The organism is Rhodococcus sp. KBS0724 (assembly GCF_005938745.2).
Lineage (GTDB): Bacteria > Actinomycetota > Actinomycetes > Mycobacteriales > Mycobacteriaceae > Rhodococcus_F.
In genome coordinates this window covers 1,610,693-1,634,401 of record NZ_VCBX02000001.1, presented here as the reverse complement: position 1 = coordinate 1,634,401, position 23,709 = coordinate 1,610,693, and the positions used below count along the sequence as shown (strand labels likewise).

Sequence of the window (23,709 nt, the reverse complement as noted above, 5' to 3'; positions counted from 1 at the left end):
GTGCAATTCTGATGTTCGTCGGATTCATATGCGAAATCCGGAATATCCATTTTGTCAGATATGCCGATTTCGCAATCCCGTGGAAGGAAGGTGGTCGGCGTGCGTCGACTTCGATTACCACTCGTGTGCGCGCTACTACTGACGATCGGATCGTTGAGCGCCTGTGCACCCAAACCTGTACCAACAACAACGACATCAGCCCCGCCGGCAGCCTGCAGTTCCGTCGGGTTGGGTATCGCGGGCGGAGCGCCACTGAATTGGCTTTCACAAGCCGATCTGGACACCGAGTTGAGTGCCATGAAGAACGCGGGCACGACCTGGCTTCGCTTCGACATCGACTGGTCTGCCGTCGAACCGACCAAGGGGCAACAGAACTGGGCAGCAACTGACCGTGTTGTCGATCGAGCCAGGCTACAAGGATTGAGTCTCGTCGGCATCGTCACCTACACCCCGGTTTGGGCCCGTGTGGCCGGCGCAACCGATACCCACGGTTACCCCGCTGACACTGCGACATTCGCCAAGTTCGCTCAGCAAGCAGCACAACGCTATTCAACGAGGATCAGCACCTGGGAGATCTGGAACGAGCCGAACCTCGTACAGTTCTTCCGCCCAAAGCCAAACGTCGACACGTACGCATCGATCCTCAAGGCTGCATCAACCAGTATCCGAGCAGTCCAACCAGGGGCCAAGATCCTCAACGGCGGATTGGCACCCGCAGTCGACAACGGCTCCGACATCTCACCGGTCACCTATCTGAACGCCCTCTATAACGCTGGGGCCAAACCGTACTTCGATGTGTTTTCCATCCACCCGTACAGTTGGCCGGCATTGCCATCCGACGCATCCACGTCGAGTTGGAACACTTTCTACCGGATTCGTTTGATGCGTGACATCATGGTGAAGAACGGCGACACCGGAAAGAAGGTCTGGGCAACCGAATTCGGCGCTCCTACCGGATCTGGAGCAACTGCTGTAACTCCGCAATTGCAAGCCAGCATCATCTCCGACGGATTTGCGCAGGCACAGGCACTCGGTTACATCGAACGCATATTCATCTACAGTATGCGTGATCGCGGAACCAACTCCCGAGACATCGAGCAGAATTTCGGTTTGGTGACGATCAACTACACGCCGAAGCCTGCGCTGGACGCAGTCAAGAAGGCAATCGGGGGTTGCAGCGCCCCCAAGATATGACCCCGATTCCCGGTGGGCCAATTTCCCGGTAGGTCAATCCGATTCCCCCTCGGCACCTTCATGACGCAGTAAGCCGACGCGCGTCACGGACTGCCCGTTGCGAATATCACTTTTCTTCTTGTTCATCAACATAATTCGCTCGGTGGGTGCCTCGGAGTTGATGTCGCCGGAGTTGATGTCGCCGGAGTTGATGTCGCCGGAGTTGATGTCGCCGGAGTTGATGTCGCCGCCGTCGGTGGCGGCATCAACTCCGTCGGGCGCACCGTCACCATCCTGATCGGTTCGCGGTACGGCCGTTTCGACACCAGTCTCTCGGGTCTTCTTGGCGGCAGACGCAGGCAAGCAATTTCGTTCGATTGTCACGGTCTGTGCATCGATCAACTTCCCGCGGTCTGTGCGATCGACGGGCTTGATCAGGTTAACTGAATGTGCTTGAGGCACAGCCACAGGCGGGACCGACATGGGCGGTGCGGGGGATCCAGGCTTAGGTCGTGGACTCGCTGGAGACGATGTGTCGCGTCTGCCCCGAAATCGCGACAAGGTTACTAGTTCGATGAACGGTTCGGGCGCAGCCGGACCGACAAGCACCAGCGAGCGTGTGACATCAACTTCGGCTAGAGCCCTGAGGGTATCGACGAGGTCTTGCTGCTGCGCCTTCCGGGCCGAGACGACCACAATGGCGAATTCCGTGCCACTCGAATCGATCTTGCTCCACCATTCCGATTTCAAGGGGTGGATGGCTATCCGGGATTGCAGATTTTCCGGCACGTGCCACGAGTTGGTGTCGACGCCGTCCCCCAGCAACACGAGCACATCGTCGCCCAAGCTCGCTCGCTGGCTCAGCGTGAGAGCAACATTCGACGGAATCTCGGCGACGGGTGTGTGCTGTACCAGCAATGATGCACCAAACTTTTTGGAGGCTCGCCGGGCCCACGCATCGGTGACCCGAGAACTGAATCGTCCACGGCAACCCACAAGAATCTCTGCCACCAGTATCAGAACGACCAGGAACACCACTGCAGCTTCTGCCAAAGGTTTCGGCGCTACCGGTAGACCGGTCCCGGTCGGTGCCGACAACAGCTGTAACCGATCCGCGGCGGAGTCGGAAGCACGTAGTTGCCTGAGTTGCTCGAGCCTTGCATCCAGGTCAGCTGAGGTGGTCGGATCTGCGATCGGTGTCTCGTCGTTGTCGATGCTCTCCTGACGAGCAGCCGCGAGCTGTGAGTTGAGCCGCGCAATGTCGTCAGTCAACGTTTTGGTGCGCAGTGCAAGAGTTTCGGCGTTGCGTTGAGCCTGCGCATCGCTCAGTATCTCGACCACGGTGCGAGCGAGACGGTCGGCCTCCTCCTGGCTGGATCCGGTCGCCTTCACCAACACCAGGGCCGGCGACGTGCCGGGAGTAACCGTGATGTGACTGGAAACGTCAGATGCCGCCCAACCGTTGTCCATCCGACTTTGGATACTGGCAACTACTGCGCTATCAGAGGATAGGGCGATGTATGGCGCAACCAGTTGCCCCAAATTTGCATCGCTGACGACAACCTGGGCACCTGCTTGTACTTCGGCAACAATGTCCGATTCATAGACTGGCGACTCACTCCCCCGAACAAGATACATCGCGCCGCCGGCGATCAATGCAATCATTAACGCGGGCAACATCACCCGTGAGAGATTTCGAACGTGCGCTACCAGATCGAATGTCGGCGGCACGCCCAACTCACGACGAATCGCTGCGTCCCTAGCCCGCGCATCTGACACGTCGAAACCTCCAATTCGGCCCTACAGTTCAAGATCAACAATAGGAACCACAAGTTTGCTGAATCACCACAAACATACCCGAAGTACGGTAATCAGCTACCCAGCAGGCACCAAGGTTTCGGCGACTCCGGGCAATACCTGACAATTCCGGCGCCGACGAAGTTACGCGGTCCGCGCAGCGATACGATCCCAGACCCGCTTTGCCCGTGGGCAATCCGCAATGACATAAAACCGGCATATCCCCGGGAGGTTCATCTCCATCAATATCGGGTGCCTCGATCCAGGTATTGTCGAGCTATCAGAAAAATGTCGAAAGCCTCGAAGATCGTGACAATCTCGGTATGCGCGCTTGCCCTGACAACCGCGGCAGGATGGCCGCTCTACGTGTCCCCGAAGATCGACGAACCTCGAGTTGCCGACGCCGTCGTGGTACTCGGCGGCGCACACGACGGTCGCGAAGAAGTGGGACTCGATCTGGTACGACGTGGATACGCACCACGGATCATCTTCTCCAATCCCTACCGCGACAACGACAAGAAGATGCAATCGATCTGTGGCGGGTCATTCGATTTTCCGGTCGATTGCTTTGTGCCTTCACCTTCGACGACAGAGGGCGAAGGACTCGAAATCGATCGGCTGGCACGCCTGAACGGTTGGAAAACTGTCATCGTCGTGACCTTTGTTCCTCATATTTCGCGCGCCCGATTCATCATTTCTCGGTGCTATTCGGGGGAACTACTGATGGTCGCGAGTCGTCCCGACCTATCCATCGGTGCCTGGGCATACAACTACGTCTACCAAACAGCGGGGTACCTCAGAAACCTGCGAGCAGGTTGCTGAGGTATCCGCTTCACTGTGCGTGCACGGGTCGTGTCTCAGTAAGCTCCGTCGCTGCGGACCACCGCTGAGACCGTGCGGGCGATGATCGAAAGATCCTGCGCCACAGACCAGTTCTCCACGTACGAAGAATCGAGTCGAACTGATTCTTCCCACGACAGATCACTCCGACCGCTGACCTGCCACAGCCCCGTGATTCCCGGCTTCACGAACAAACGACGAGACACTTCATCGTCGTACATCTCGACTTCGCGTCGCAACGGCGGACGCGGACCGACCACACTCATTTCACCGCGTATGACGTTGAAGAACTGTGGAAGCTCGTCGATACTCAACCGGCGAAGAATTCTGCCGATCGGCGTGATTCGCGGATCCTCACGCATCTTGAACAGCACTCCACCGGCGCCCTCGTTGTCGCCCATCAGATCGACGACCTGTTGATCGGCACCCGCAACCATCGTTCGAAACTTGTACATGGGGAACGGTTTTCCGTTCAGTCCGATCCGTTCGGCCTTGTAGAAGACCGTGCCTTTAGACGTGGTTTTCACAGCAAGTGCGGCGGCAACCATCACCGGCGCAACAAGCAGAAGCATCGCAGCCGAGAACGCTTTGTCGAATGCCCCTGACGCCCAGCCGTTCGCGCCTTCGTATCGCGGACGCGCAACATGCATCAGCGGGATTCCTGCTACCGGCCGGATCATCAAGCGGGTCATGGACACGTCTGCGATGACCGGCGAAACGACGAGGTCGATACCTTCAGCTTCCAAGTCCCACATCAACTTCCGAATTCCAACTTGGCCGAGGTCTTCGGTTCCCGTAACGATCACGGTGTCGGCATTGCTCGCCCGCATTGCCTCGATTACTTCGAATTCATTGCCGAGCACGGGCACACGTGCGCCGTCGACAACAATGTGATCGTCGAGGGCCGTCGATCGTCGTGGAATGCACACGCCCACAACGTCGTAGCCTGCTCCGGACTCTCGAACGAAGGATCTGGTAGTCGCAACCACGGACGCATGACCACCGACCAGCAGAACTGAGTTGCGGCACAGGCCCGCTGAGCGCTTCGCCTGAATACGGCGGCGCCACAGGTAGCGACCAAGTATCAGGGCCACCAGTCCGAGCGGCAGAGCGATCATCAGATAGCTTCGCGCAATTTCGATCCCGAGAAGAATTCCCGCGAGCGCGCCCAACCCGAAAACCTGGCCGGTGGCCAGGACTACCCGCTCGTACTCGTCGCGTCCATCGCCCAGCATCGCTTGATGTCGACTGCGTCCGCGCGCAAGCACTGTCATCCACAGAACGCCCAAAGCAATTGATGCAACCACCTTGAGTAGTGTCAGCCACTCGATCGGGTTGGGCCACATGCTTCCAACCTGCGCGAGCGCGATCACGAAGGTGACGATGACCGTATCTGTAATCGCTATCCTTCGTCTGTACGCACGCCGCCAGTCCATCCGCAGTTCTGCGTCCACCCGCCGTGTTCTCGGCTGGATCCCCACCTCGGCATGAACGCTCATGATCATCAGTCTTTCGTGTCTACATGCGGCGGCACCGGCTACTTCGAAGTCCGTATGGTGGTCGCTGATCGTTAACCAACCCCGGAGCCAAGCACGGCAACACCCCGCCGGCTGCCGTACCTGGCCTCTCACAGTGCGGAAACGAACTGACGATCATTCACCCGGCATCATCGCCGTTCAGGCGACTATTCACTGGAAAAACGACCACAGGTTCCTCGTTCCGTGCATAAACATACCTCAGGTTTGTTTTCTTCGCACACGCCCGCACCGAGCTATTGGAACGATTGCCAACTAATTACCGGTCAATCATTTCAAATCGGACGAAATTGCGAGTCAGCGGGATTCGGATTCGCGCGCGCGAATCTCGTCGATCAGCGCGCGCAGTGCACCGGCTAGCTCCGCATCCGCTTGCGTGCACTGCGCAACGAGTCTCGCCAACTCCTGCTCGTCGATGACGTCACTCACTCCAGCTTTCTCTGCCCGCGCCCGAACCTTCGCGGCAAGGAGGATCGGGGGTTGCGACGTGGCGATTCCGTCCATCGCCGAAGCCCGAGCCTTCTCGGCAGCTTTCAACTCTTCCCAGGCGCGCTCTTGCTCGGCAATATCGACCACACCCAAACTTCTCAGGTGAGGGCTTCGATGGATCAACTTTTCGATCAATGCCGCGGCTACGTCGTCCAGGTCGAACACATGGTGGGCTTGTGCAATCCGTGAATGGAAGAGAACCTGCAGCAAAAGGTCGCCAAGCTCCTCACGAAGGTCGATCTCGTCACCGCTGCGGATGGCGTCGAGCACTTCGTACGTCTCCTCCACAAGGTAGACCGAGAGGCTCTCGTGAGTCTGTGTCGCTTCCCATCCGCCACGGCTCCACAGCCGATCCATGATGGACGCCGCCTCGACGAGTCGATCACCCTGAACAGGCACCGCCCGGATGATCTGCACCCCGGTTTTCGCCTGTGCGGGTACTTCCGCGTAGCCGGCGTCCAACGTCACGACCACTGCGGCGTCTGAAGTCGACTTCGGAAGCGCATCCCGAACCGACGCCGGCACAGTGTCGTCGATCCGGATCGGTCCGGACAACAACGAGAGTGCCGCGAGCGGAAAAACGTGCGGGCGCAGCGGATCGAGCAGAACGATCGTCGATATCTCGGTCACGACCGGCTCACGCCTCCATCACCACGGCACTCGCAGCACGACCGTCGATCGCCAGGATGAAATCGGCAATGTACTGCAGCAACTCCACGTCCCGTAGGCGATCGGAACCCACTCCCCCGGTTCGCGGCAGTGGCAACTGCACCAAGCCTGTCGTAGCCCGGTACTGCGCGCTCGGATAGATACGCTTGAGCCTGATCTGCTTGGAATCCGGCAGCGACATGGGCGAGATCTTGAGTTGAGTACCGGTGACCGCCACTTCCTCGAGTTGGTACTCGCGGCACAGCAGCCGCAGCTTCGCCACCGACACGAGTCGACGCACTTCTTCCGGTAGCGGCCCGTACCGATCGACCAGTTCTTCGACCACGGCTGCAATACCGTCGGAATCGGTTGCGGCAGCGATCTTTCGATAACCCTCGAGCCGAAGCCGATCACTGGTGACGTAGTCCGGCGGGATGTGCGCGTCGACGGGTAGGTCGATGCGAACCTCCTTCGGGCCCTCGTCGGTTGTAATCGGGAGCCCGTCAGCGGCAGCGCGGTAGGCCTCGACAGCCTCACCGACCAGTCGGACGTACAGGTCGAACCCGACTCCGGCAACGTGTCCGGACTGCTCGGCGCCGAGAACGTTACCGGCGCCGCGGATTTCGAGGTCCTTCATGGCAACGGCCATACCGGCGCCGAGATCGGAGTTCTGCGAAATGGTGGCCAGGCGGTCGTATGCCGTTTCGGTCAAGGGCTTCTCCGGCGGGTACAGGAAGTATGCGTATCCGCGTTCCCGGCTGCGCCCGACGCGGCCTCGCAACTGGTGGAGCTGTGAGAGCCCGAGGGAATCGGCGCGCTCGACGATCAACGTATTCGCGTTGGAGATGTCGAGCCCCGTCTCGATGATCGTGGTACATACCAGGACGTCGAAGTCTCTCTCCCAGAATCCCTGAACCGTTTTCTCGAGAGTGTCCTCGTTCATCTGACCGTGGGCGACCACAACCCGCGCCTCCGGCACCAGTTCACGGATTCGCTTGGCAGCCTTGTCGATCGAGCTGACGCGGTTGTGAACGTAGAACACCTGACCGTCGCGCAGGAGCTCACGCCTGATGGCGGCGGCGACCTGCTTGTCTGCATAAGCTCCGACGTACGTCAGAATCGGATGACGCTCTTCGGGCGGGGTCAGAATGGTGGACATCTCGCGGATGCCGGCCATGCTCATTTCCAGCGTACGAGGGATCGGCGTTGCCGACATGGTCAGCACGTCGACGTGAGTTCGCAAGGATTTGATGTGTTCCTTGTGCTCGACGCCGAATCGCTGCTCCTCGTCGACGATCACCAAACCGAGGTCCTTCCACCGCACCCCGGTCTGCAGCAGGCGATGTGTGCCGATGACGATGTCGATCTCGCCCTCGGCCATGGACGCGATGATTTCCTTGGAATCCTTGGCGTCGGTGAAGCGCGACAGTCCGCGTACCTTCACCGGGAACGACGCCATTCGTTCCGTGAAGGTCTGAAGATGCTGCTGCGCAAGCAGAGTTGTCGGAACTAGAACAGCCACCTGCTTACCGTCCTGCACCGCCTTGAACGCGGCCCGCACAGCGATCTCGGTCTTGCCGTATCCGACGTCACCGATTACGACGCGGTCCATCGGGACGGCTTTCTCCATGTCCCCCTTGACTTCACTGATCACGGTCAGCTGATCGACCGTCTCGGTGAAGGCAAAGGCGTCCTCGAGTTCCTTCTGCCAGGGAGTGTCCGGGCCGAATGCGTGGCCGGGGGCTGCTTGGCGCGCAGCATAGAGTTGCACGAGTTCGCCCGCGATTTCGCGAACTGCTTTGCGTGCCTTACGTTTTGTGTTCGCCCAGTCGGATCCGCCGAGTTTGCTCAGCGCCGGCAGCTCGCCGCCCACGTAGCGCGAGAGCTGATCGAGCGATTCCATGGGCACGAACAACCGGTCCCCCGGATGCCCACGCTTGCTGGCGGCGTATTCGATGACCAGATACTCGCGCCGCGCCCCGCCAATGGTGCGCTCCACCATTTCGACAAATCGGCCGATACCGTGCTGGTCGTGAACAACCATGTCGCCCGCGGCAAGTGCAAGCGGATCCACCTGGTTACGACGCTTGGCCGGCAACCGCTTACCGTCGCCCACCGCGGCAACTCGATTGCCGGTGAGGTCGGATTCGGTGACAACAACCATTCCGGGAACGTCGCCGTCCCCGTGCAGAACCAAACCGTCGTGCAACGATCCACGCAAGACCGAGACCTGACCGCGGGCCGGAACCGCTCCGGGCTCAGCCATTGTGGCGGGAACCTCGGCCTCACCAAGTCGTTCGAGGACGCGTTTTGCCGTACCGGCACCGGCAACAACCACCGCAGCGCGTCCGCCGGTGGTCACGTGCGCGCGGAGGCTGACGAACAGCTCGGCCAGAAGATCGTCCGACCCACGTACCTGTGGGGCAGGCTGAATCGGGAGTTCGAGTTCCTCGCCACTCCCCGATGCCAGCGGGCTGACGCTCCACCACGGACGCCCGCCCGCTTCGGCTGATTCTCGAACTTGGCGCAACGACCGGTAGGCGGAGGCGCCGAGCCCTGAGTCGCCGCCGCCGAGGATGGAGGTGTCGAGTGGCGCCGCGCCTCCGATGGACGCCGCAGTCCACGACGCTTCCAGGAACTCCTGCCCGGTGCGCACCAAATCCGTTGCACGGGTGCGCACTTTCTCCGGGTCGCAGAGCAGGATGTGGGTTCCGGCGGGAAGAACATCGGAAAGCAATTGCAATTCACCAGGTTTCAGGACCGGAAGCAATGCCTCCATGCCTTCGACCGGAATACCCGCTGAGATCTTGTCCAGCATTTCCACCAGGGAGGCGTCGGCCTGGTTCTCTGCGGCAATCGCCGCGGCCCGATCCCGAACGTCTTGGGTCAACAACAATTCACGGCACGGCGGAGCGATGACGAGGTCGACGTCGATCTCCGGGAGCGAACGCTGATCGGCAACGGAGAAGTAGCGCAGTTCCGAAACCTCGTCGCCCCAGAACTCGATGCGAACAGGGTGATCCGCGGTCGGTGAGAAGAGATCGAGAATGCCGCCGCGCACCGCGAACTCGCCGCGCTTGCCGACCATGTCGACGCGTGTGTACGCCATTTCCACCAGCCGGACCAGAACCGACTCGAAGTCGATCTCGGTGCCGACGCGCAGTGTGATCGGCTCGATCTCACCCAATCCGGGGGCCATCGGCTGGACCAGAGAACGCACGGTCGTGACTACAACCCGCAGCGGCGCACCATACGAGGAATCGTCCGGGCGAGCGAGGCGTCGGAGAACCTCGATGCGTCGCCCGACGGTATCCGCGCTGGGAGAGAGTCGCTCGTGAGGCAACGTTTCCCAGGACGGGAACTGTGCAACCGACCCGCCGATCATCTCCGTGAGTTCGGCAGTCAGATCGTCGGCTTCACGACCCGTTGCTGTTACCAACAGCACCGGTGTTCGCGATGCAAGCGCGGCCGCGATGAACGGTCTCGCCGGTTTCGGCGCAACGATGTCGAGGGTGGCTCGACCGATCGCCTCGATCACCGACGTGAAGGCCGCGTCTGCGAGCGCGGCCTCGGCAAGGCCGGCAAGCGAAGTCTGGGCAGCGGGCAAGGCAGTCAACGAATGCGCTCCTCGGCGGTGACGGCGAGCTGCGGACGAACAACCCGAGCGTCACCCACCAACGGTGGCGTGACGCCGAGTCGATTCTATCCGCGAGCGCGCCCTACCTCCGCGGAACCCGCTTGGTGGCCGCTTGGCGAGGTGGATCGGCAACCGACGGCGGACTGACCGGGGCGCTGGAATGGGAATTGAGTGCTCGAACGCGACCGATCACCATCTTCGCCTGACCGGTGCGACGCAGCCTCACCGTCCGCGCACCACCTGGTGCGAGATGAAACCAGGAATCTTCCGGCTCGAACCCCTGCAGATCCAGCGACACGTATTGCGCCGTACCTTCCGAGGTGACGTCGACAACCCAGCCGTCGCCGACGCTTCGGGCGATGGCAGCGAGGCCGACTGTGCGTTCGAGGGGTCTGGCCGGGCTTCCCAACAGGTGCACAACCTCGTCGATAACCACGCCTTCCTCGCTCTCGAGAGTGATGGTGACGGCGTCGTAGTTGCGTGGCCCGAACTTGAAGACGTGTGTGAGATCGGTGAATCGCCCCACCGCCTCGTCTACTGTCAGACTCCGTTTCCCGTGGGCGTCGACCTTGACGGGTGCGACCACATCGACCGGCACCACACCAGACCTGCTGTGCGCGCGGATGCGAATTTCGGCGACCAATGGGTCGCCGGTCTCGTTGATCACGTCGAGTCGGAGTCCGTCCAGGCCGTCGTCGGTGACGATGAGGGCCACTGGTTTCGAATATCGACGCAGCACGTACCACGGAGCTTTCGGTGTGCCCTGCCAGTCGAGAACACCCCACCCTGGACCAGGTTCGAGATCCATCAATGCCAAAGTCAGCGCACCGTCACACCCGGAATCTGCTCGACGCCAGTAACCGAGCGCTGCGCCGAAGGCCTCGCAGATCGCTGCGCGCCCCAAGTCGAGATAGCGCTCCGGGTCGGACCAGCGAACCTCGCTCGGATCTTCGCCGAACAATGTTGTGACGTAGTGATCACGAACGTCCTCGAAGTCCCAGGACGACCCGTTGTCCCGTGGCACAGCGGCCTTCCACGACGGGTGGTGGCCCGCTACGGACACCGAGCCGAACTCGTTCTCGATGACAGTGTTCGACGGCGGAATGGAGAACGCCAGGCACTCCGTAGCGAATCGCACCCGCGCGCTCAACACGTCGTCGAGTGGACGCCGGTACCCACCTATTCCGAAGTAGTGGGCGATTCCGGTACCTACGTGAGTGGCCAATGTTTCATGCTCAGGCGGCGCCGACGGGGACGAGGTCACGTACGCGAGTCCCGGTGCGATTTCCTCGAGCAACGCAGGCAAGCGAGAGTGAACGATCGAGATGTGCTGATCGACCAGACCGAGCATGGTCGGTTGCTGTTCGGTTTCGCTGCCTCCGCAGAAAACTGCGAGCGCCGGGTTGCCACCGACCTGTTCCACGAACGCACGTACCTCAGCGGCAAAGAGTGCAAAGAACTCGTCGGTGTCCGGCGGATCGAGGGTCGCGAGCATCGCGTCCTGCCAGACAAGAATGCCCAGCCTCGCGCATTCGTTCCAGAAGTGATCACTCTCGTAAACCATGGTTCCGGGTACACGCAGCATGTTCACGCCGGACGCTGCACAACGTTCGAGCACCGACGTTGTTTGCTCCTCGCCGCGGAAGGCGACCGGATCGGTGGGCACCCACACCGATCCCCGGCAGTACACGTCGACCCCATTGACCGATACCCGAAATCCACCACCGGTTCGATCGACCTCGATACTACGAAACCCGATGTGCCCCAATCGGAAAACTTGTCTTCCTACCTCTATCGACACTGGGTATCGATGCGGCCGACCGTGCGTGTGCGGCCACCAGAGATCCACATCCGGAATTTCGACGACGCCCGATACGACGGCGAGTCCGCCGTCTCGCGATGTCACGGTGAGGGAACCGCGAACGATTCCGACGGTCACCGGCACTGCTGTAACGTCGTGGGGAACACCCGTGAGACGCGCCGAGATCGTGACGGCCCCGGACGCTCCGTCAGCGGTGACGTCGAGAGTCCGAGACACGACACTTGCCTTGCCGACATCCAACATTCGAATACCCCGCCACGGTCCGACCGGCACCGGAACGCCGGAGAACACGGGCGCACTTCCCAGCAGAGTTGTACGTATCCATCGCAGACCCTGCTCACGCACGAGCGACGAACGCCATCTGCCACGCGGTCGACGCGAACTCAGAACATTTGCCAGAGAATGAAAGTGGATCGCGAGTGTGAATTCACTACTCTTGGCCACCTCCCGGGTTACGACTACTTCACCGGGAACGAACATGGAGTCCGAAGACAAGACAACAGTGTCATCGACCCAGACCTCCGCGCCTGCCGTCAGCCCCTGTAGCTGGAGCAGCCACGGACCCTCACCAGCCGTGGCAACCCTGCTGACAAACCACCAATCATTGACGTCGGCCGCTACCCGGCGTGCCGCGGCGGAGCCGTCGGATTCGCGGATCGCTCCGGCCACCGTGCCCGGCACCGTAGCCGCAAGCCATCCGGTCTTTCCCGACAGCTGCGTGGGATTCGCTATTTCACCGGGTAGCGTTGCAATACAGCGCCACTCGGCTTCTTCGAGAAGATCGCTGGCAAATTTCCGCGGCATCACACCAACCTGAGATGTCGCTGGGAATCAACTCCGACAATGGAGGTGATGATGTCCATGGACTGTGTCCAGGACACCGCCATCTCGTCGAGTTGGTCACGGGGATCCACGACGCGTCCCCTCGCCGCACGTGCCATCTGGAATTGGACGCTCTTCGCGCCGGCCGCTACGCTGCGGAACCCCGCTGATGCCTCTGATGTACCGGAAAACCCTGAAGCATCGAGAAATTCGCTGACATCGGCGGCGAGTTCAGCGCTGGCGCCGCACTGTCTGAGCAGCCCGAACGACCACAAATGGAATGCCTCCATGCCGGCTGTGCGGATCCATTCCGAATCCTCGACGACCCTGCGTCCCAGCTCTCGCACCGGATTTCCCGGGGGCCGAACTGCCACGTTCCGCCGCGCTACCTCGGCGATATTTCCCGCGTTCATCTCGTGAACGGGCGAGAGTCGGACCTGCTCGACATACGGAACGAAAGGCGGAATGCTGGAACGATCGAGATCGAACACCCCGGAAAAATCGTCGCCCCGAAGTACATAATATCCGCTGTTGTGGAAGTACTCGAGTTCTCCCGCTATCCGATCGATACGGTTGGGAACGATTGTTGTCTTGGTATGCGTCTCATGGTAACTCGTACCCAACGTGTCGGGCAGCCAGTAACCGTCCACCTCCACCGTGGACAGCATTCCCGCCTCGAGATTGTCCTCGATGTGTATCAGTGGCGCGCGCCAGACGTTCATCTCCGCCACGTCGATCCCGTACAGCGCAAAAATATCCTCGGCCTTGAACTTGAGGAACGTCCACTGCGCACCGTCGAACCTCGACGAAAACGCACATGCCATTGCGGGCACCGGATCGAGGCCGAGCGAATGCAGAACCTCGATCCACAGATCCAGGTAGCAGTTGGTCTGCGCCCACACCCGATCCTCGTGATGCACGGCATGCGAGTTGTAGCGGTCAGGGGTGATATCGAGGAGTCTGGCCATCACAAACCCATATGTCCGCGGACGCCACCCGGCCAGGCAGCAATGTCAAGTCCATGAGTTCGTAAGAGAGACAAAGCGATTCGCTCCATTCCGAAACCGACGCAGGAACTGTGGGCGACCTCACCGCGGGCGGTGGTGATGTCGAAGGTCTTGCCGAAATGATCGAGATGGTTGTTGGACGACACGATCGCCGTACCCTCGTCGAGATCGCCGTACAACCGAACTGTCAACTCCGTCTTCAGGTTTTCCTCTCGCTGGTTAGCCGCTAACATCCGACCAGCCCTTCCGAAAAACGGATCGTTGGCAATGACTGGCGTGGCGTCGAGACCGAGGTCACCCAAGACCTCCATCCCGCGTTCGATCCACTTCTTGCGGTGGGCGGCGGCGGCGTCAGCGTCGCCGATTGTCACGAACTCGTGCATCCGGAACGCCTGCATACGGGCCGGATCGATTGCGGGCTCGTGCCGAAAGCAGAAACCGTAGATATCGAGGAGCACTCCACCTTCGGGCAGCTCACCCGTGTACTGAGCGTAGGCAGGGTGACACGCAGCCGACACCAACATGGTCTCGGTCGGTTCGAGATAGCGATCCCACGATTCACCGCCGGCGCGATCTGCCAGCAACTGTGCGTGATCACGATTGCTTCCGTTGAAGGTATTGATCGCACCGGTCAGATTGGGGAACGACGCGATGTAATCGGTGCGCTCGAAACTCGTGCGGGGAAACACCGGTGGGAAACGCAGACGCGTCGCGGCGGATCCGGGACCCGCAGCCACGACCACCCGGTCGATTCCGTCGATGATGTCCTCGAACAATCCGGAACGACCGTAAAGACCTAAGACATCTGTTTTGATGAGAATTCCGGCGGTCAGCAATTCACGCTGAAACTCGGCCCTGGCTAGATCGAGTTCAGTAGTCATAGTGTTCCTTGGTATCCGATGGCCATTTGAGCGGATCCCGCCATGATGCGATCGTTGTTCACCATCACGGCTGCCCCGTGGGCGTCACGGAGATGACGCCCGAGCGAGTACTCACTGTCTTCGCGGTATCCGGAGATACCGCAGATCAACATCGTCTGACCGACAATCTCCACCACCGATCTCGAGGTGGCGACCTTCAGGTTGTTCATTGCCAGCGAGAAACCGACGCTATCTGTTGTCGCCGCCCCGCCCAACTCGCCGCGAGATCCGACGGCGCGGTCGTAGCGGCACGCGGACGCCTCCACCAGGTCAGCGAATTGTTGTGCAGTCGATGCTGTTTCAGCCAATCGCAGCGCTGCCGGCGACGAGACTCCCGGCTGCTTACGCGCGGCGGCACGCACGTACTTGCGCGCCTTGTCGAGTGCCGCGTCCGCGATGCCGAGCCACACCGAACTCCACACGATGTGTGACACCGGCAGCATGGTGTTGGTGGAAATATCGGCGTACGGAGTTGCGATCATCATGTCCGGCGTGGACGTCGCCCGCAGGATGTACCCGAGGCTGCATGTTCCACGCAATCCGAATGCGTTCCATTCGGCGGTTTTTTCCAGAGTGAGATCCCCGCTGCGGCAGATAACAAGTACCTGATCGTTAGGCTGACTTTCCGGCGAACGACGGGCGGTGACCAGAATCGCGTCGGCATGCCGGCCGTACGAAATCACAGGGGCGTTCTTGATCAGCAGCAGATGGCCACCGAGATCCTCTACAGCACAATAGCTTCGGCTGACGTCGCCGCCGATCCCCAACTCCGTTGTTGCCGATGCAAGCAGCAACTGCTTGTCGACGGATTCGACTACAAATGCCCGCAGCGCCTCCGTGTTGCCATGCTTGATCAGGGAGTAGATCTGCGTTTGATGCATCGCAAAGATCATTCCGCTGGACGCACAGCGTGATCCGATGATGCGCGCGATCGTGGCAACCTCACGCAACGACAAGCCGTCGCCACCGAGCTCGGTGGGAACGGCGACCGAGAGCAGACGCTGCTCGCGCATCGCGGCAACCGCCTCGGCGGGGAATCGAGAGTCTTCGTCTACTTCGGCCGCCCACACGGCGGCAACTTCGTCTGCGACGCGGCGCGCCCGATCAACGGCGGGCTCGACAATGACGTCGGGATGCGGGATGCTCACGCTTCACCCAGGCCGATCAACGCACTCTCGATCGCCCGGACGCTGGCAAAAGTGCTCTTCCGAAGCAACTCGTCCGGAAACTCGATATCGAACGAATCTTCCAGCGCCAGCATCACATTGACGCTTGCGTGAGAGGTCAAACCCAACGCGTACAGATCGGCGTCGACGTCGATAGTGCCGACATCGACTGCAAGCCGACCATGTTCCATGAGCACTTTGCGAATTGCCTGATCACTCATCGGTGACTTCGTCCTTCTGTTTGTTGCGAACCGCCACGACGCATGGCAATCACCATGGCGATGGCGACGTCGGCCTCATGCGAAATAGATACTTGGAAATCCTGAAGATCCTGCGCCACAGCAAGTTTTGCTGCTTCGCCGAAAAGCTCTACCCCACATCCCCCCCACAGCTCACGCGTAATCTCGATGGAATTCCATGGAATTGCCGTGTCAGCGGGTCGAAGAACTTTGACCACCGCTTCCTTCGCGGCAAAACGCGCCGCGAGTCGCTGGTCCCTGGCGGCCCCGCTGCATATCTCCAACTCGCGAGCAGTGAACGTCCGCTCGAGGTATCGACTCCCGAACAGGTCGATGCTTCGACTGACATCCACGACATTGACCACGTCGCAGCCGATCCGAGGACTTGCATCGAATGGTGCCGACGAAACAGCCGAAACTGCCGAAGTCCCCGACGGTACAGATTCACCCATCTTCGATACCCCTTTCATCGATGGACCGGGCGACCCCCTACCCCGCCCGGTACACCGACTTCGTCTCGAACAATCGAACTCCCTGACCGATCGGCCGTTTGCAGCAATTGTTCAGCTACCGAGAGAACATACCGCAACGTCGAGCAAGTCAGCAAGATCGAACCATCGGACATTTAGTTACGAGATAAACATACTCTGAGTTTGTTTCAAAAGCCCAATATAGGCGAATACCACTTCCGCGGCGCCGTCAATTCAACACAAACGGGAGATATATCCCAGAAGGACCCCAGGTCATCGACCCGAACGTGGTTCGGACCGACTCAACCGGATCAGACTCAGTGGTCGCTACTCAGACGACGAGCAGCAAACTGTCGGAAGTACTCGACCTTCGATTCCGGAACGACAACGGGAAGAATGATGTTCCAGGACGTCTTCATCGAGTCAGACAAATCGCGCATAGTTCCCGTGGCCGAAGCTATCAATCGGACACCCGTCACCATCTGCAACAAGAAACGCGCAATATCCGCGGAGTCGACGTCGGATTTCAGGTCACCTTCATCGGCAGCTCTGGTGGCGAGTTCCCGGAAGATGTCGAGCCACCCCTCGAACGTTGCCGGACCCGATCCCCGGTAGTCGCCGATCTCGACCAACAAACGGAACGTGGCACGAACAAGTACGTCGTGTGCGGCAGTGTCGACTGCCACCGACGAGACTCCGATCAGAGATTCCAATGCCGGCGTTCGTCGATCCAGCCACAATTCCGACTTGGCGTCGAAACGAGCAGACCCTTCGTCGATCACCGCACGGGCGAGCTCTTCCTTGGAACCGAAGTGGAAGTACAGCGCCCCTTTGGTCACCTGCGACTCGGCAATGATCTCGCTCAAACTGGCGTTTGCGTAACCCAGACGCAGAAATACGCCCGCTGCACCGCGCAGTACCGAATCACGAGTGGCTTCCGCCCGCTCCTGCCTCACCATCGATCCGGCCTCCAATCACCACACATCGAACGAATCCTCACCATTACCCGTTCACAGCGTCAAAATGGAAGGCGCTTGGGAACAACACCCCACGCAAACAAAACCACGTTTGCCCATTGAACGATCGTGATACAGCCAACACAGCTTAGACTGCGCTCCACACTTCAGCGACAGGCACGCCTGCGTTAACCCTCCAATTGCGGATCGGCCTCGAGATTGGTGAGTCCGTTCCAACACAAATTGACGAGATGCGCGGCCACGACTTCCTTGGACGGTGAGCGCTCGTCGAGCCACCACGTGGCTGTGGTCGACACCATCCCGACAAGCGCCTGCGCGTACATCGTTGCAAGTCCCGGGTCGAATCCACGCCGCGAGAAGTCTCCGGCCAACAGGTATCCCACCTGACTGATGGCGTCGTTGAGGAGACTGGAATAGGTGCCGCTCGGCGCTACGACGGACGAGTCACGAACCAAGATCCTGAAGCCGTCCGTGTGTTCCTCGACGTATGTGAGCAACGCCAGCGCTACCCGCTCGACTCGAACTCTCGAGCGGTTCTGCGACAACGACGACGTGATCATCTCCAGCAGTCGCGACATCTCACGATCCACGACGACGGCATACAAGCCCTCTTTACCGCCGAAGTGCTCGTAGACGACAGGCTTCGAGACATTTGCTCGTTGCGCGATTTCCTCGATGGAGGTTGCTTCGTATCCACGTTCGGCAAAAAGTGCCCTGGCGATCTCGATCAACTGCTGACGACGCTGTGTTCCCGTCATCCGCACCCGAGTTGCCCGTTCAGGTGCGCGATCACTGCCCATCGGATTGGGAACCGTCGCCATGATTGCCTCTCTCCCCACACGCCGGACGGTTGTCACCGCACCGCTCACAGCAAGCCTATCGGCACTGCTCGACACGAAAACGGAGGAGCGGTTCGACCTAGACCGGGTCGGCATGCGATTATTCTTGCGCGTAATCCGCCGCAAGGTTCGGAGAGCGTGGCAATCCGCCGTGGTGTAATGGCAGCACCTCTGATTTTGGTTCAGATAGTTCAGGTTCGAGTCCTGGCGGCGGAGCCGGTAGTTGATGATCGACAAGAGGGAGCTCAAACAAGTGCAAACCGCCGTGATCGTTCTCGCAGCGGGTGCAGGCACTCGGATGAAGTCCAAGACTCCCAAGGTGCTCCACACTCTTGCCGGCCGCACCATGCTCGCGCACTCCCTCCACGCTGCTGCGTCGTTGAATCCGACGCATCTGGTGACCGTCGTCGGCCACGATCGCGAACGGGTATCCGAAGCTGTGGCATCCGTCGCCACCGATCTGGATCGTTCGATCACGATCGCCGTTCAGGACGAGCAGAAGGGCACCGGCCACGCGGTCAGTTGCGGTCTCGAAGGTTTGCCTGCAGATTTCCGCGGCACCGTACTCGTGACTGCTGCCGACGTTCCCCTCCTGGACGGCGCCACCATCGCGGATCTACTCGAGCGCCACACCAGCGCGCCGGCGGCCGCAGTGACGGTCCTGACTTCCACGGCATCCGACCCCACCGGTTACGGCCGGATCCTGCGCACCACCGACGGTGAAGTCAATGCGATCGTCGAGGAGAAGGAAGCGACGGACTCGCAGCGTTCGATCACCGAGGTCAACTCCGGTGTCTACGCGTTCGACGTCGAGACGCTTCGTGACGCGTTGTCCTCCCTCGACTCCAACAATGCTCAGCACGAGTTCTATCTCACCGATGTGATCATGATCGCCCGTCGCGCCGGCAAGCGTGTCCGGGCTCAGCACATTGCGGATTCGGTTCTGGTCGCCGGCGCGAACGATCGTGTGCAGCTGTCGACGCTGGCACGTGAGAAGAACCGTCGAATCCTCGAGAAGTGGATGCGCGCGGGCGTCACCGTCGTCGATCCGGCAAGTACGTGGATCGACTGCGACGTCACTCTCGAGCAAGATGTGACCCTGCTCCCCGGCGTGCAGTTGGCCGGCACCACGTCAGTGGGCGAAGACGCTGTGATCGGCCCGGATACCACTCTGACCGATGTCACTGTGGGCGCACGAGCCGTTGTCATCCGTTCGCATGCAAGCGAGTCGACCATCGGCGACGACGCCACCGTCGGCCCCTTCGCATACCTCCGTCCGGCCACGTCCCTGGGCGCTCACGGCAAACTCGGTGCGTACGTGGAGACCAAGAACGCCGAGATCGGCGAACATTCGAAGGTTCCGCATCTTACCTACGTCGGCGACGCCACCATCGGCCATCACAGCAACATCGGAGCGTCGAGCGTCTTCGTCAATTACGACGGGGTGACCAAGCGCCGTACTGTGGTGGGGTCGCACGTGCGAACCGGCTCGGACACGATGTTCGTCGCTCCGGTTCATGTCGGGGACGGCGCGTACACCGGCGCCGGCACCGTCTTGCGATTCGACGTTCCGGCTGGGGCCCTTGCGGTCTCGGGCGGTCAGCAACGCAACATCGAGGGTTGGGTCGAGAAGAATCGACCCGGTACTCCTGCGGCCGATGCAGCAACGGCTTCGGAATCAGAGCGCACAGATCAGCAAGTACAAAAGGATGGCATGAACCAGTGACTGCGAATTGGATCGACAACCAGAAGAACTTGATGTTGTTCTCGGGTCGTGCGCATCCCGAGTTGGCTGAGCAGGTCGCGAAGGAACTCGACATCCGAGTCACCCCGCAGACTGCCCGCGATTTCGCGAACGGTGAGATCTTCGTTCGCTTCGAAGAGTCCGTGCGTGGGTCGGATGCGTTTGTGCTGCAGAGTCATCCGGCGCCGCTGAACACGTGGGTGATGGAACAGCTCATCATGATCGACGCTCTCAAGCGTGGATCCGCGAAGCGCATCACCGCGGTGCTGCCGTTCTACCCGTACGCCCGCCAGGACAAGAAGCACCGCGGACGCGAGCCGATTTCCGCTCGCTTGATCGCGGACCTGCTCAAGACCGCAGGCGCCGACCGGATCATCACGGTCGACCTCCACACCGATCAGATTCAGGGCTTCTTCGACGGTCCGGTTGATCACATGCACGCTCAGGGCCAGCTCGCCGAGTACGTGCGCGACAACTACGGCACCGACAACATCTGCGTCGTCTCCCCGGATGCCGGCCGCGTCAAGGTTGCCGAGAAGTGGGCGGATGCCCTCGACGGCGCGCCGCTGGCGTTCGTGCACAAGACCCGCGACCCGCTGGTTCCGAACCAGGTCAAGTCCAACCGTGTGGTCGGTGACGTCAACGGCCTCACCTGTGTGTTGATCGACGACATGATCGACACCGGCGGCACCATCGCCGGCGCTGTCCGGGTACTCAAGGACGCCGGTGCCGTCGACGTCATCATTGCAACCACACACGGCATCTTCTCGGATCCGGCCGCCGAGCGCCTGGCCAACTGCGGCGCCAAAGAGGTCATCACGACCAACACGCTGCCGATCCCCGAGTCGAAGCAGTTCCCGACCCTGACGATTCTGTCGATTGCACCTCTGCTAGCGCGGACAATCAAGGAAGTTTTCGAGAACGGTTCTGTGACTTCACTGTTCGACGGCAGCGCATAGTCTTTCGCGTTTACGCGGAGCGGGCGCGTATCTGTGACCAGACGGTCGCGGGTACGCGCCCTTCGTGTTTCGCGGGGACGTTCACCGGGCGAACCAGACCGAGAGGTCTCCACGAAACCATTTGTGCGACACACAGATACCCGAGAATCGGACAATCGGCATGATCTTGGTCACGCCCTCGCGGAGAATCCCAGGTCGATACCGAGCTGATGTTCACCTGCCCGCAATCTTCGCCTAATGTGGCTCGTCGTGATCGACGCGCAAACCCTGGAATCCCGGCCCGAATCTCATTCACTGAATTCTTCAGTTCCCACGGTCCGGCGGTGGCGCCCAGGATCCTGTGTCTGGTGTGGCGACGACAACTCCGTAGAGATGTTCCGCAACGAACCGCGCTGCGAACGCTGCCGCGAAAACGAAGGCATCATCGACGACGCCAAGCGGTTCCTCGGCATGTACGGTCTGCGCCCGCTCGGCGGAACATTGCAGTCCGACGACGACGAAGAGCGCGAGTACCGTGTCACGGCACGCGAAGCCCGCCGCGTCCTCAACGAAATCCGCATGGACGTTCTCCCCGACGCTGCCGCTGTCCGCAAGGCGATTCGCCCGCGCGCGGCCACCGTCGTTGCGGACACGTCGCCTGCGCGCGCTTCCCGCCCCTCCAGCACGGGCGCTGCGACTCGTGTTGCCGCTCCGGTGAAGACGGACACCGTCGACATCAACACGCTGCAGACACGCGTTCTGGGGCTTCTCGACCAGCTCGGTTCCATCGACGAGCAGATCAAGGTCGCCGAACTTGCCCAGGGTCTGCCTGCTCGCGCGCGCCTGAGCGATCTCAACAAGCAGAAGGCAACAGTGCTTCGCACACTCGCTGCTCTCGAGAAGGCGCGCATCGCCGCCTCCAACTAATTCCACCGCGTCCGTCCCCTCGACCCCGTCTCCATTGCCGAGACGGGGTCGTTCTGTATCCGGTGCAGGACGGTAGCCGTGCTGGAAGGTAGCTTTACGAATCGTGAATGACATCACCATCACGTTTGTCGTGCTTGCCGTAGTTGTGGCGCTGTTTGTCATAGGCAGAATTCCGGTCGGAATCATCGCGATCGGAACGGCACTGGCGCTGTATGCCACCGGCGTGATCTCGGTGCAACAGGCACTGGCCGGATTCGGTGATCCCACAGTCATATTCATCGCAGCGCTCTTTGTCGTCAGCGAAGCGCTCGATGCCACCGGAGTCACGACGTGGGCGGGCGAGAAACTTCTGACGAAGGTCGGCGATTCACGCGTTCGGTTGTTGAGCGCAATCATGTTGCTGGTCGCCGCACTGACGGCGTTGATCAGTGTGAACGGTGCGGTAGCCGCCTTGATCCCGATGGTGGTCGTCCTCGCGGTCCGACTCGGCCGGTCCACATCGCAACTGCTGCTCCCGCTCGCCTTTGCCGCGCATGCCGGTTCGATGCTCACGCTCACCGGCACACCGGTCAACATCATCGTCTCCGACGCCGCCGCCGACGCCGGTGCGGGCGCATTCGGCTTCTTCGACTTCACCTTGATCGGTGCACCGCTGGTTCTCGGAACCATCGCGATCGCAGTGTTTCTCGGCCCTCGCGTATTGCCGCATCGCGCCGGGACGTCGATGTCACCGGACCTGAGCCGCCATGCCAAGACTCTCGCGCAGCAATACGCCGTCGCTGGCGGTTGCGATCAATCCGATGCGCCGCTGATCACCAAGGACGACGGTGTCGTCGAGGTGATCGTTCCGCCCCGTTCGGAGATCATCGGCGACAAGGTATTTCCCGGCATGGTGACCGACAGCGGCGATCTGGTGGTTCTGGCCGCTGCGCGGGCCGGCGAGCCCTGTGGCCCTGGCGGTATCAGGCTCGCTGCCGGCGACACTCTGCTGCTGCAGGGCAGTTGGGACGATCTGGACACTCACACGTCGGTGGACCCGAACGTCCTCGTGGTCGATCCGCCCGCCTTGATCCGCAAGCAGGCCGCGCCGCTCGGCACCCGCGCGATCATGTCCCTCGTTGTTGTCGCCGCCATGGTGGTCATGTTGACGTTCGGATTGGTCCCGTCTGCCATTGCGGGTCTTCTTGCCGCCTGCGCGATGGTCCTGCTGCGCGTGATCAGCGTCGAACAGGCCCACCGCTCGATCTCGTGGACCACCCTCATTCTGGTCGGCGGAATGATCCCGCTTTCCACGGCAATTCAAGAGACCGGCGCTGCCGAGAAGCTCGCTCACGGTTTTGTCGACGTCATCGGCGGCGCCAGCCCGTACGTCGTTGTTGCCGGACTGTTCGTCGTCACCGCGACGCTCGGCCAGCTCATCAGCAACACCGCAACGGCATTGATCATCACGCCAATCGCGATCTCCGTGGCCTCCGAGCTGAATATTTCGGTGGTGCCGCTCCTCATGACGGTGACCGTCGCGGCCGCAGCGTCGTTCCTGACCCCCGTCGCCACCCCCGCCAACATGATGGTGATGGGTCCTGGCGGCTACAAGTTCGGCGACTACTGGAAGCTCGGACTCCCGATGCTCCTGTGGTTCCTCGTGGTTGCGACGGTTCTGATTCCGCTGATCTGGAGCTTCTGACAGCTGCTATCGCTGATGCCCGGCTACTGCTGGTA

Annotated in this window: 18 protein-coding genes and 1 tRNA gene; 7 read left to right on the top strand and 12 right to left on the bottom strand. The window is 60.8% G+C overall.

Translation table 11 applies throughout. The features are described from left to right. The first annotated feature begins 99 nt into the window (after positions 1–99). Entirely contained in the window at positions 100–1,194 is a 1,095-nt protein-coding gene (locus tag FFI94_RS07600) for a cellulase family glycosylhydrolase (protein WP_260683910.1), read from the top strand. A gap of 33 nt (positions 1,195–1,227) precedes the next feature. Here FFI94_RS07600 and FFI94_RS33595 read toward each other — a convergent pair whose 3' ends face one another. Next, positions 1,228–2,952: a hypothetical protein gene (locus FFI94_RS33595; protein ID WP_185993151.1), complete on the bottom strand. Its 1,725-nt coding sequence runs from the start codon at positions 2,950–2,952 to the stop codon at positions 1,228–1,230. Positions 2,953–3,279: 327 nt separating this feature from the next. On the opposite strand from FFI94_RS33595, the gene FFI94_RS07590 reads away from it, so the two are divergent. Further along, positions 3,280–3,792, top strand: a complete 513-nt coding sequence (locus FFI94_RS07590; protein WP_260683907.1) for a YdcF family protein — start codon at positions 3,280–3,282, stop codon at positions 3,790–3,792. A gap of 35 nt (positions 3,793–3,827) precedes the next feature. On the opposite strand, the gene FFI94_RS07585 is transcribed toward FFI94_RS07590, so the two are convergent. The 11 genes from FFI94_RS07585 to FFI94_RS07535 all read right to left on the bottom strand — a co-directional run bounded on the left by FFI94_RS07585 (position 3,828) and on the right by FFI94_RS07535 (position 18,342). Further along, complete coding sequence (locus FFI94_RS07585) at positions 3,828–5,309, bottom strand: sugar transferase (RefSeq protein ID WP_138872437.1); 1,482 nt, start codon at positions 5,307–5,309, stop codon at positions 3,828–3,830. A gap of 333 nt (positions 5,310–5,642) precedes the next feature. Beyond that, entirely contained in the window at positions 5,643–6,464 is an 822-nt protein-coding gene (locus FFI94_RS07580) for a MazG family protein (protein WP_397495421.1), read from the bottom strand. Between the two features lie 7 nt (positions 6,465–6,471). Beyond that, positions 6,472–10,098, bottom strand: coding sequence for a transcription-repair coupling factor (mfd, locus tag FFI94_RS07575; RefSeq protein ID WP_138872436.1), 3,627 nt, complete (start codon positions 10,096–10,098; stop codon positions 6,472–6,474). Positions 10,099–10,201: 103 nt separating this feature from the next. Next, positions 10,202–12,745 carry a glycosyl hydrolase 2 galactose-binding domain-containing protein gene (locus FFI94_RS07570; protein WP_260683906.1) on the bottom strand — a complete coding sequence of 848 codons (2,544 nt, stop codon included), beginning with the start codon at positions 12,743–12,745 and terminating at the stop codon, positions 10,202–10,204. Continuing rightward, positions 12,745–13,731: a DUF1839 family protein gene (locus tag FFI94_RS07565; RefSeq protein WP_138872435.1), complete on the bottom strand. Its 987-nt coding sequence runs from the start codon at positions 13,729–13,731 to the stop codon at positions 12,745–12,747. The genes FFI94_RS07570 and FFI94_RS07565 overlap by 1 nt, the downstream gene beginning before the upstream one ends. Then, on the bottom strand, positions 13,731–14,651 hold the full coding sequence (locus FFI94_RS07560; RefSeq protein WP_138872434.1) for an amino acid--[acyl-carrier-protein] ligase: 921 nt from the start codon (positions 14,649–14,651) through the stop codon (positions 13,731–13,733). Before FFI94_RS07560 ends, FFI94_RS07565 begins: the two co-directional genes overlap by 1 nt. Further along, a complete protein-coding gene (locus tag FFI94_RS07555; RefSeq protein ID WP_138872433.1) occupies positions 14,648–15,838 on the bottom strand; it encodes an acyl-CoA dehydrogenase family protein in 1,191 nt (396 codons plus the stop codon). Before FFI94_RS07555 ends, FFI94_RS07560 begins: the two co-directional genes overlap by 4 nt. Next, a complete protein-coding gene (locus FFI94_RS07550; protein WP_092807046.1) occupies positions 15,835–16,077 on the bottom strand; it encodes an acyl carrier protein in 243 nt (80 codons plus the stop codon). Before FFI94_RS07550 ends, FFI94_RS07555 begins: the two co-directional genes overlap by 4 nt. Further along, a complete protein-coding gene (locus FFI94_RS07545; protein ID WP_138872432.1) occupies positions 16,074–16,547 on the bottom strand; it encodes a holo-ACP synthase in 474 nt (157 codons plus the stop codon). Before FFI94_RS07545 ends, FFI94_RS07550 begins: the two co-directional genes overlap by 4 nt. Before the next feature lie 335 nt (positions 16,548–16,882). Continuing rightward, positions 16,883–17,524 (bottom strand): ScbR family autoregulator-binding transcription factor, encoded by a 642-nt coding sequence (locus tag FFI94_RS07540; RefSeq protein ID WP_138872431.1) that lies wholly within the window; start codon positions 17,522–17,524, stop codon positions 16,883–16,885. A 185-nt stretch (positions 17,525–17,709) separates the two neighbouring features. Next, positions 17,710–18,342, bottom strand: a complete 633-nt coding sequence (locus FFI94_RS07535) for a TetR/AcrR family transcriptional regulator (RefSeq protein ID WP_138873653.1) — start codon at positions 18,340–18,342, stop codon at positions 17,710–17,712. Positions 18,343–18,526: 184 nt separating this feature from the next. Here FFI94_RS07535 and FFI94_RS07530 point away from each other — a divergent pair. The 5 genes from FFI94_RS07530 to FFI94_RS07510 all read left to right on the top strand — a co-directional run bounded on the left by FFI94_RS07530 (position 18,527) and on the right by FFI94_RS07510 (position 23,674). Next, positions 18,527–18,597 (top strand) — tRNA-Gln (locus FFI94_RS07530). Between the two features lie 10 nt (positions 18,598–18,607). Continuing rightward, positions 18,608–20,107 (top strand): bifunctional UDP-N-acetylglucosamine diphosphorylase/glucosamine-1-phosphate N-acetyltransferase GlmU, encoded by a 1,500-nt coding sequence (gene glmU / locus FFI94_RS07525; protein WP_138872430.1) that lies wholly within the window; start codon positions 18,608–18,610, stop codon positions 20,105–20,107. After that, the gene (locus FFI94_RS07520) at positions 20,104–21,084 is read left to right on the top strand and encodes a ribose-phosphate diphosphokinase (RefSeq protein WP_138872429.1); all 981 of its coding nucleotides are present in this window, start codon (positions 20,104–20,106) and stop codon (positions 21,082–21,084) included. Before glmU ends, FFI94_RS07520 begins: the two co-directional genes overlap by 4 nt. Positions 21,085–21,333: 249 nt before the next feature. Continuing rightward, positions 21,334–21,990, top strand: a complete 657-nt coding sequence (locus FFI94_RS07515; RefSeq protein ID WP_138873652.1) for a hypothetical protein — start codon at positions 21,334–21,336, stop codon at positions 21,988–21,990. Positions 21,991–22,093: 103 nt separating this feature from the next. Beyond that, positions 22,094–23,674, top strand: coding sequence for an SLC13 family permease (locus FFI94_RS07510; RefSeq protein WP_138872428.1), 1,581 nt, complete (start codon positions 22,094–22,096; stop codon positions 23,672–23,674). Positions 23,675–23,709: the final 35 nt, after the last annotated feature.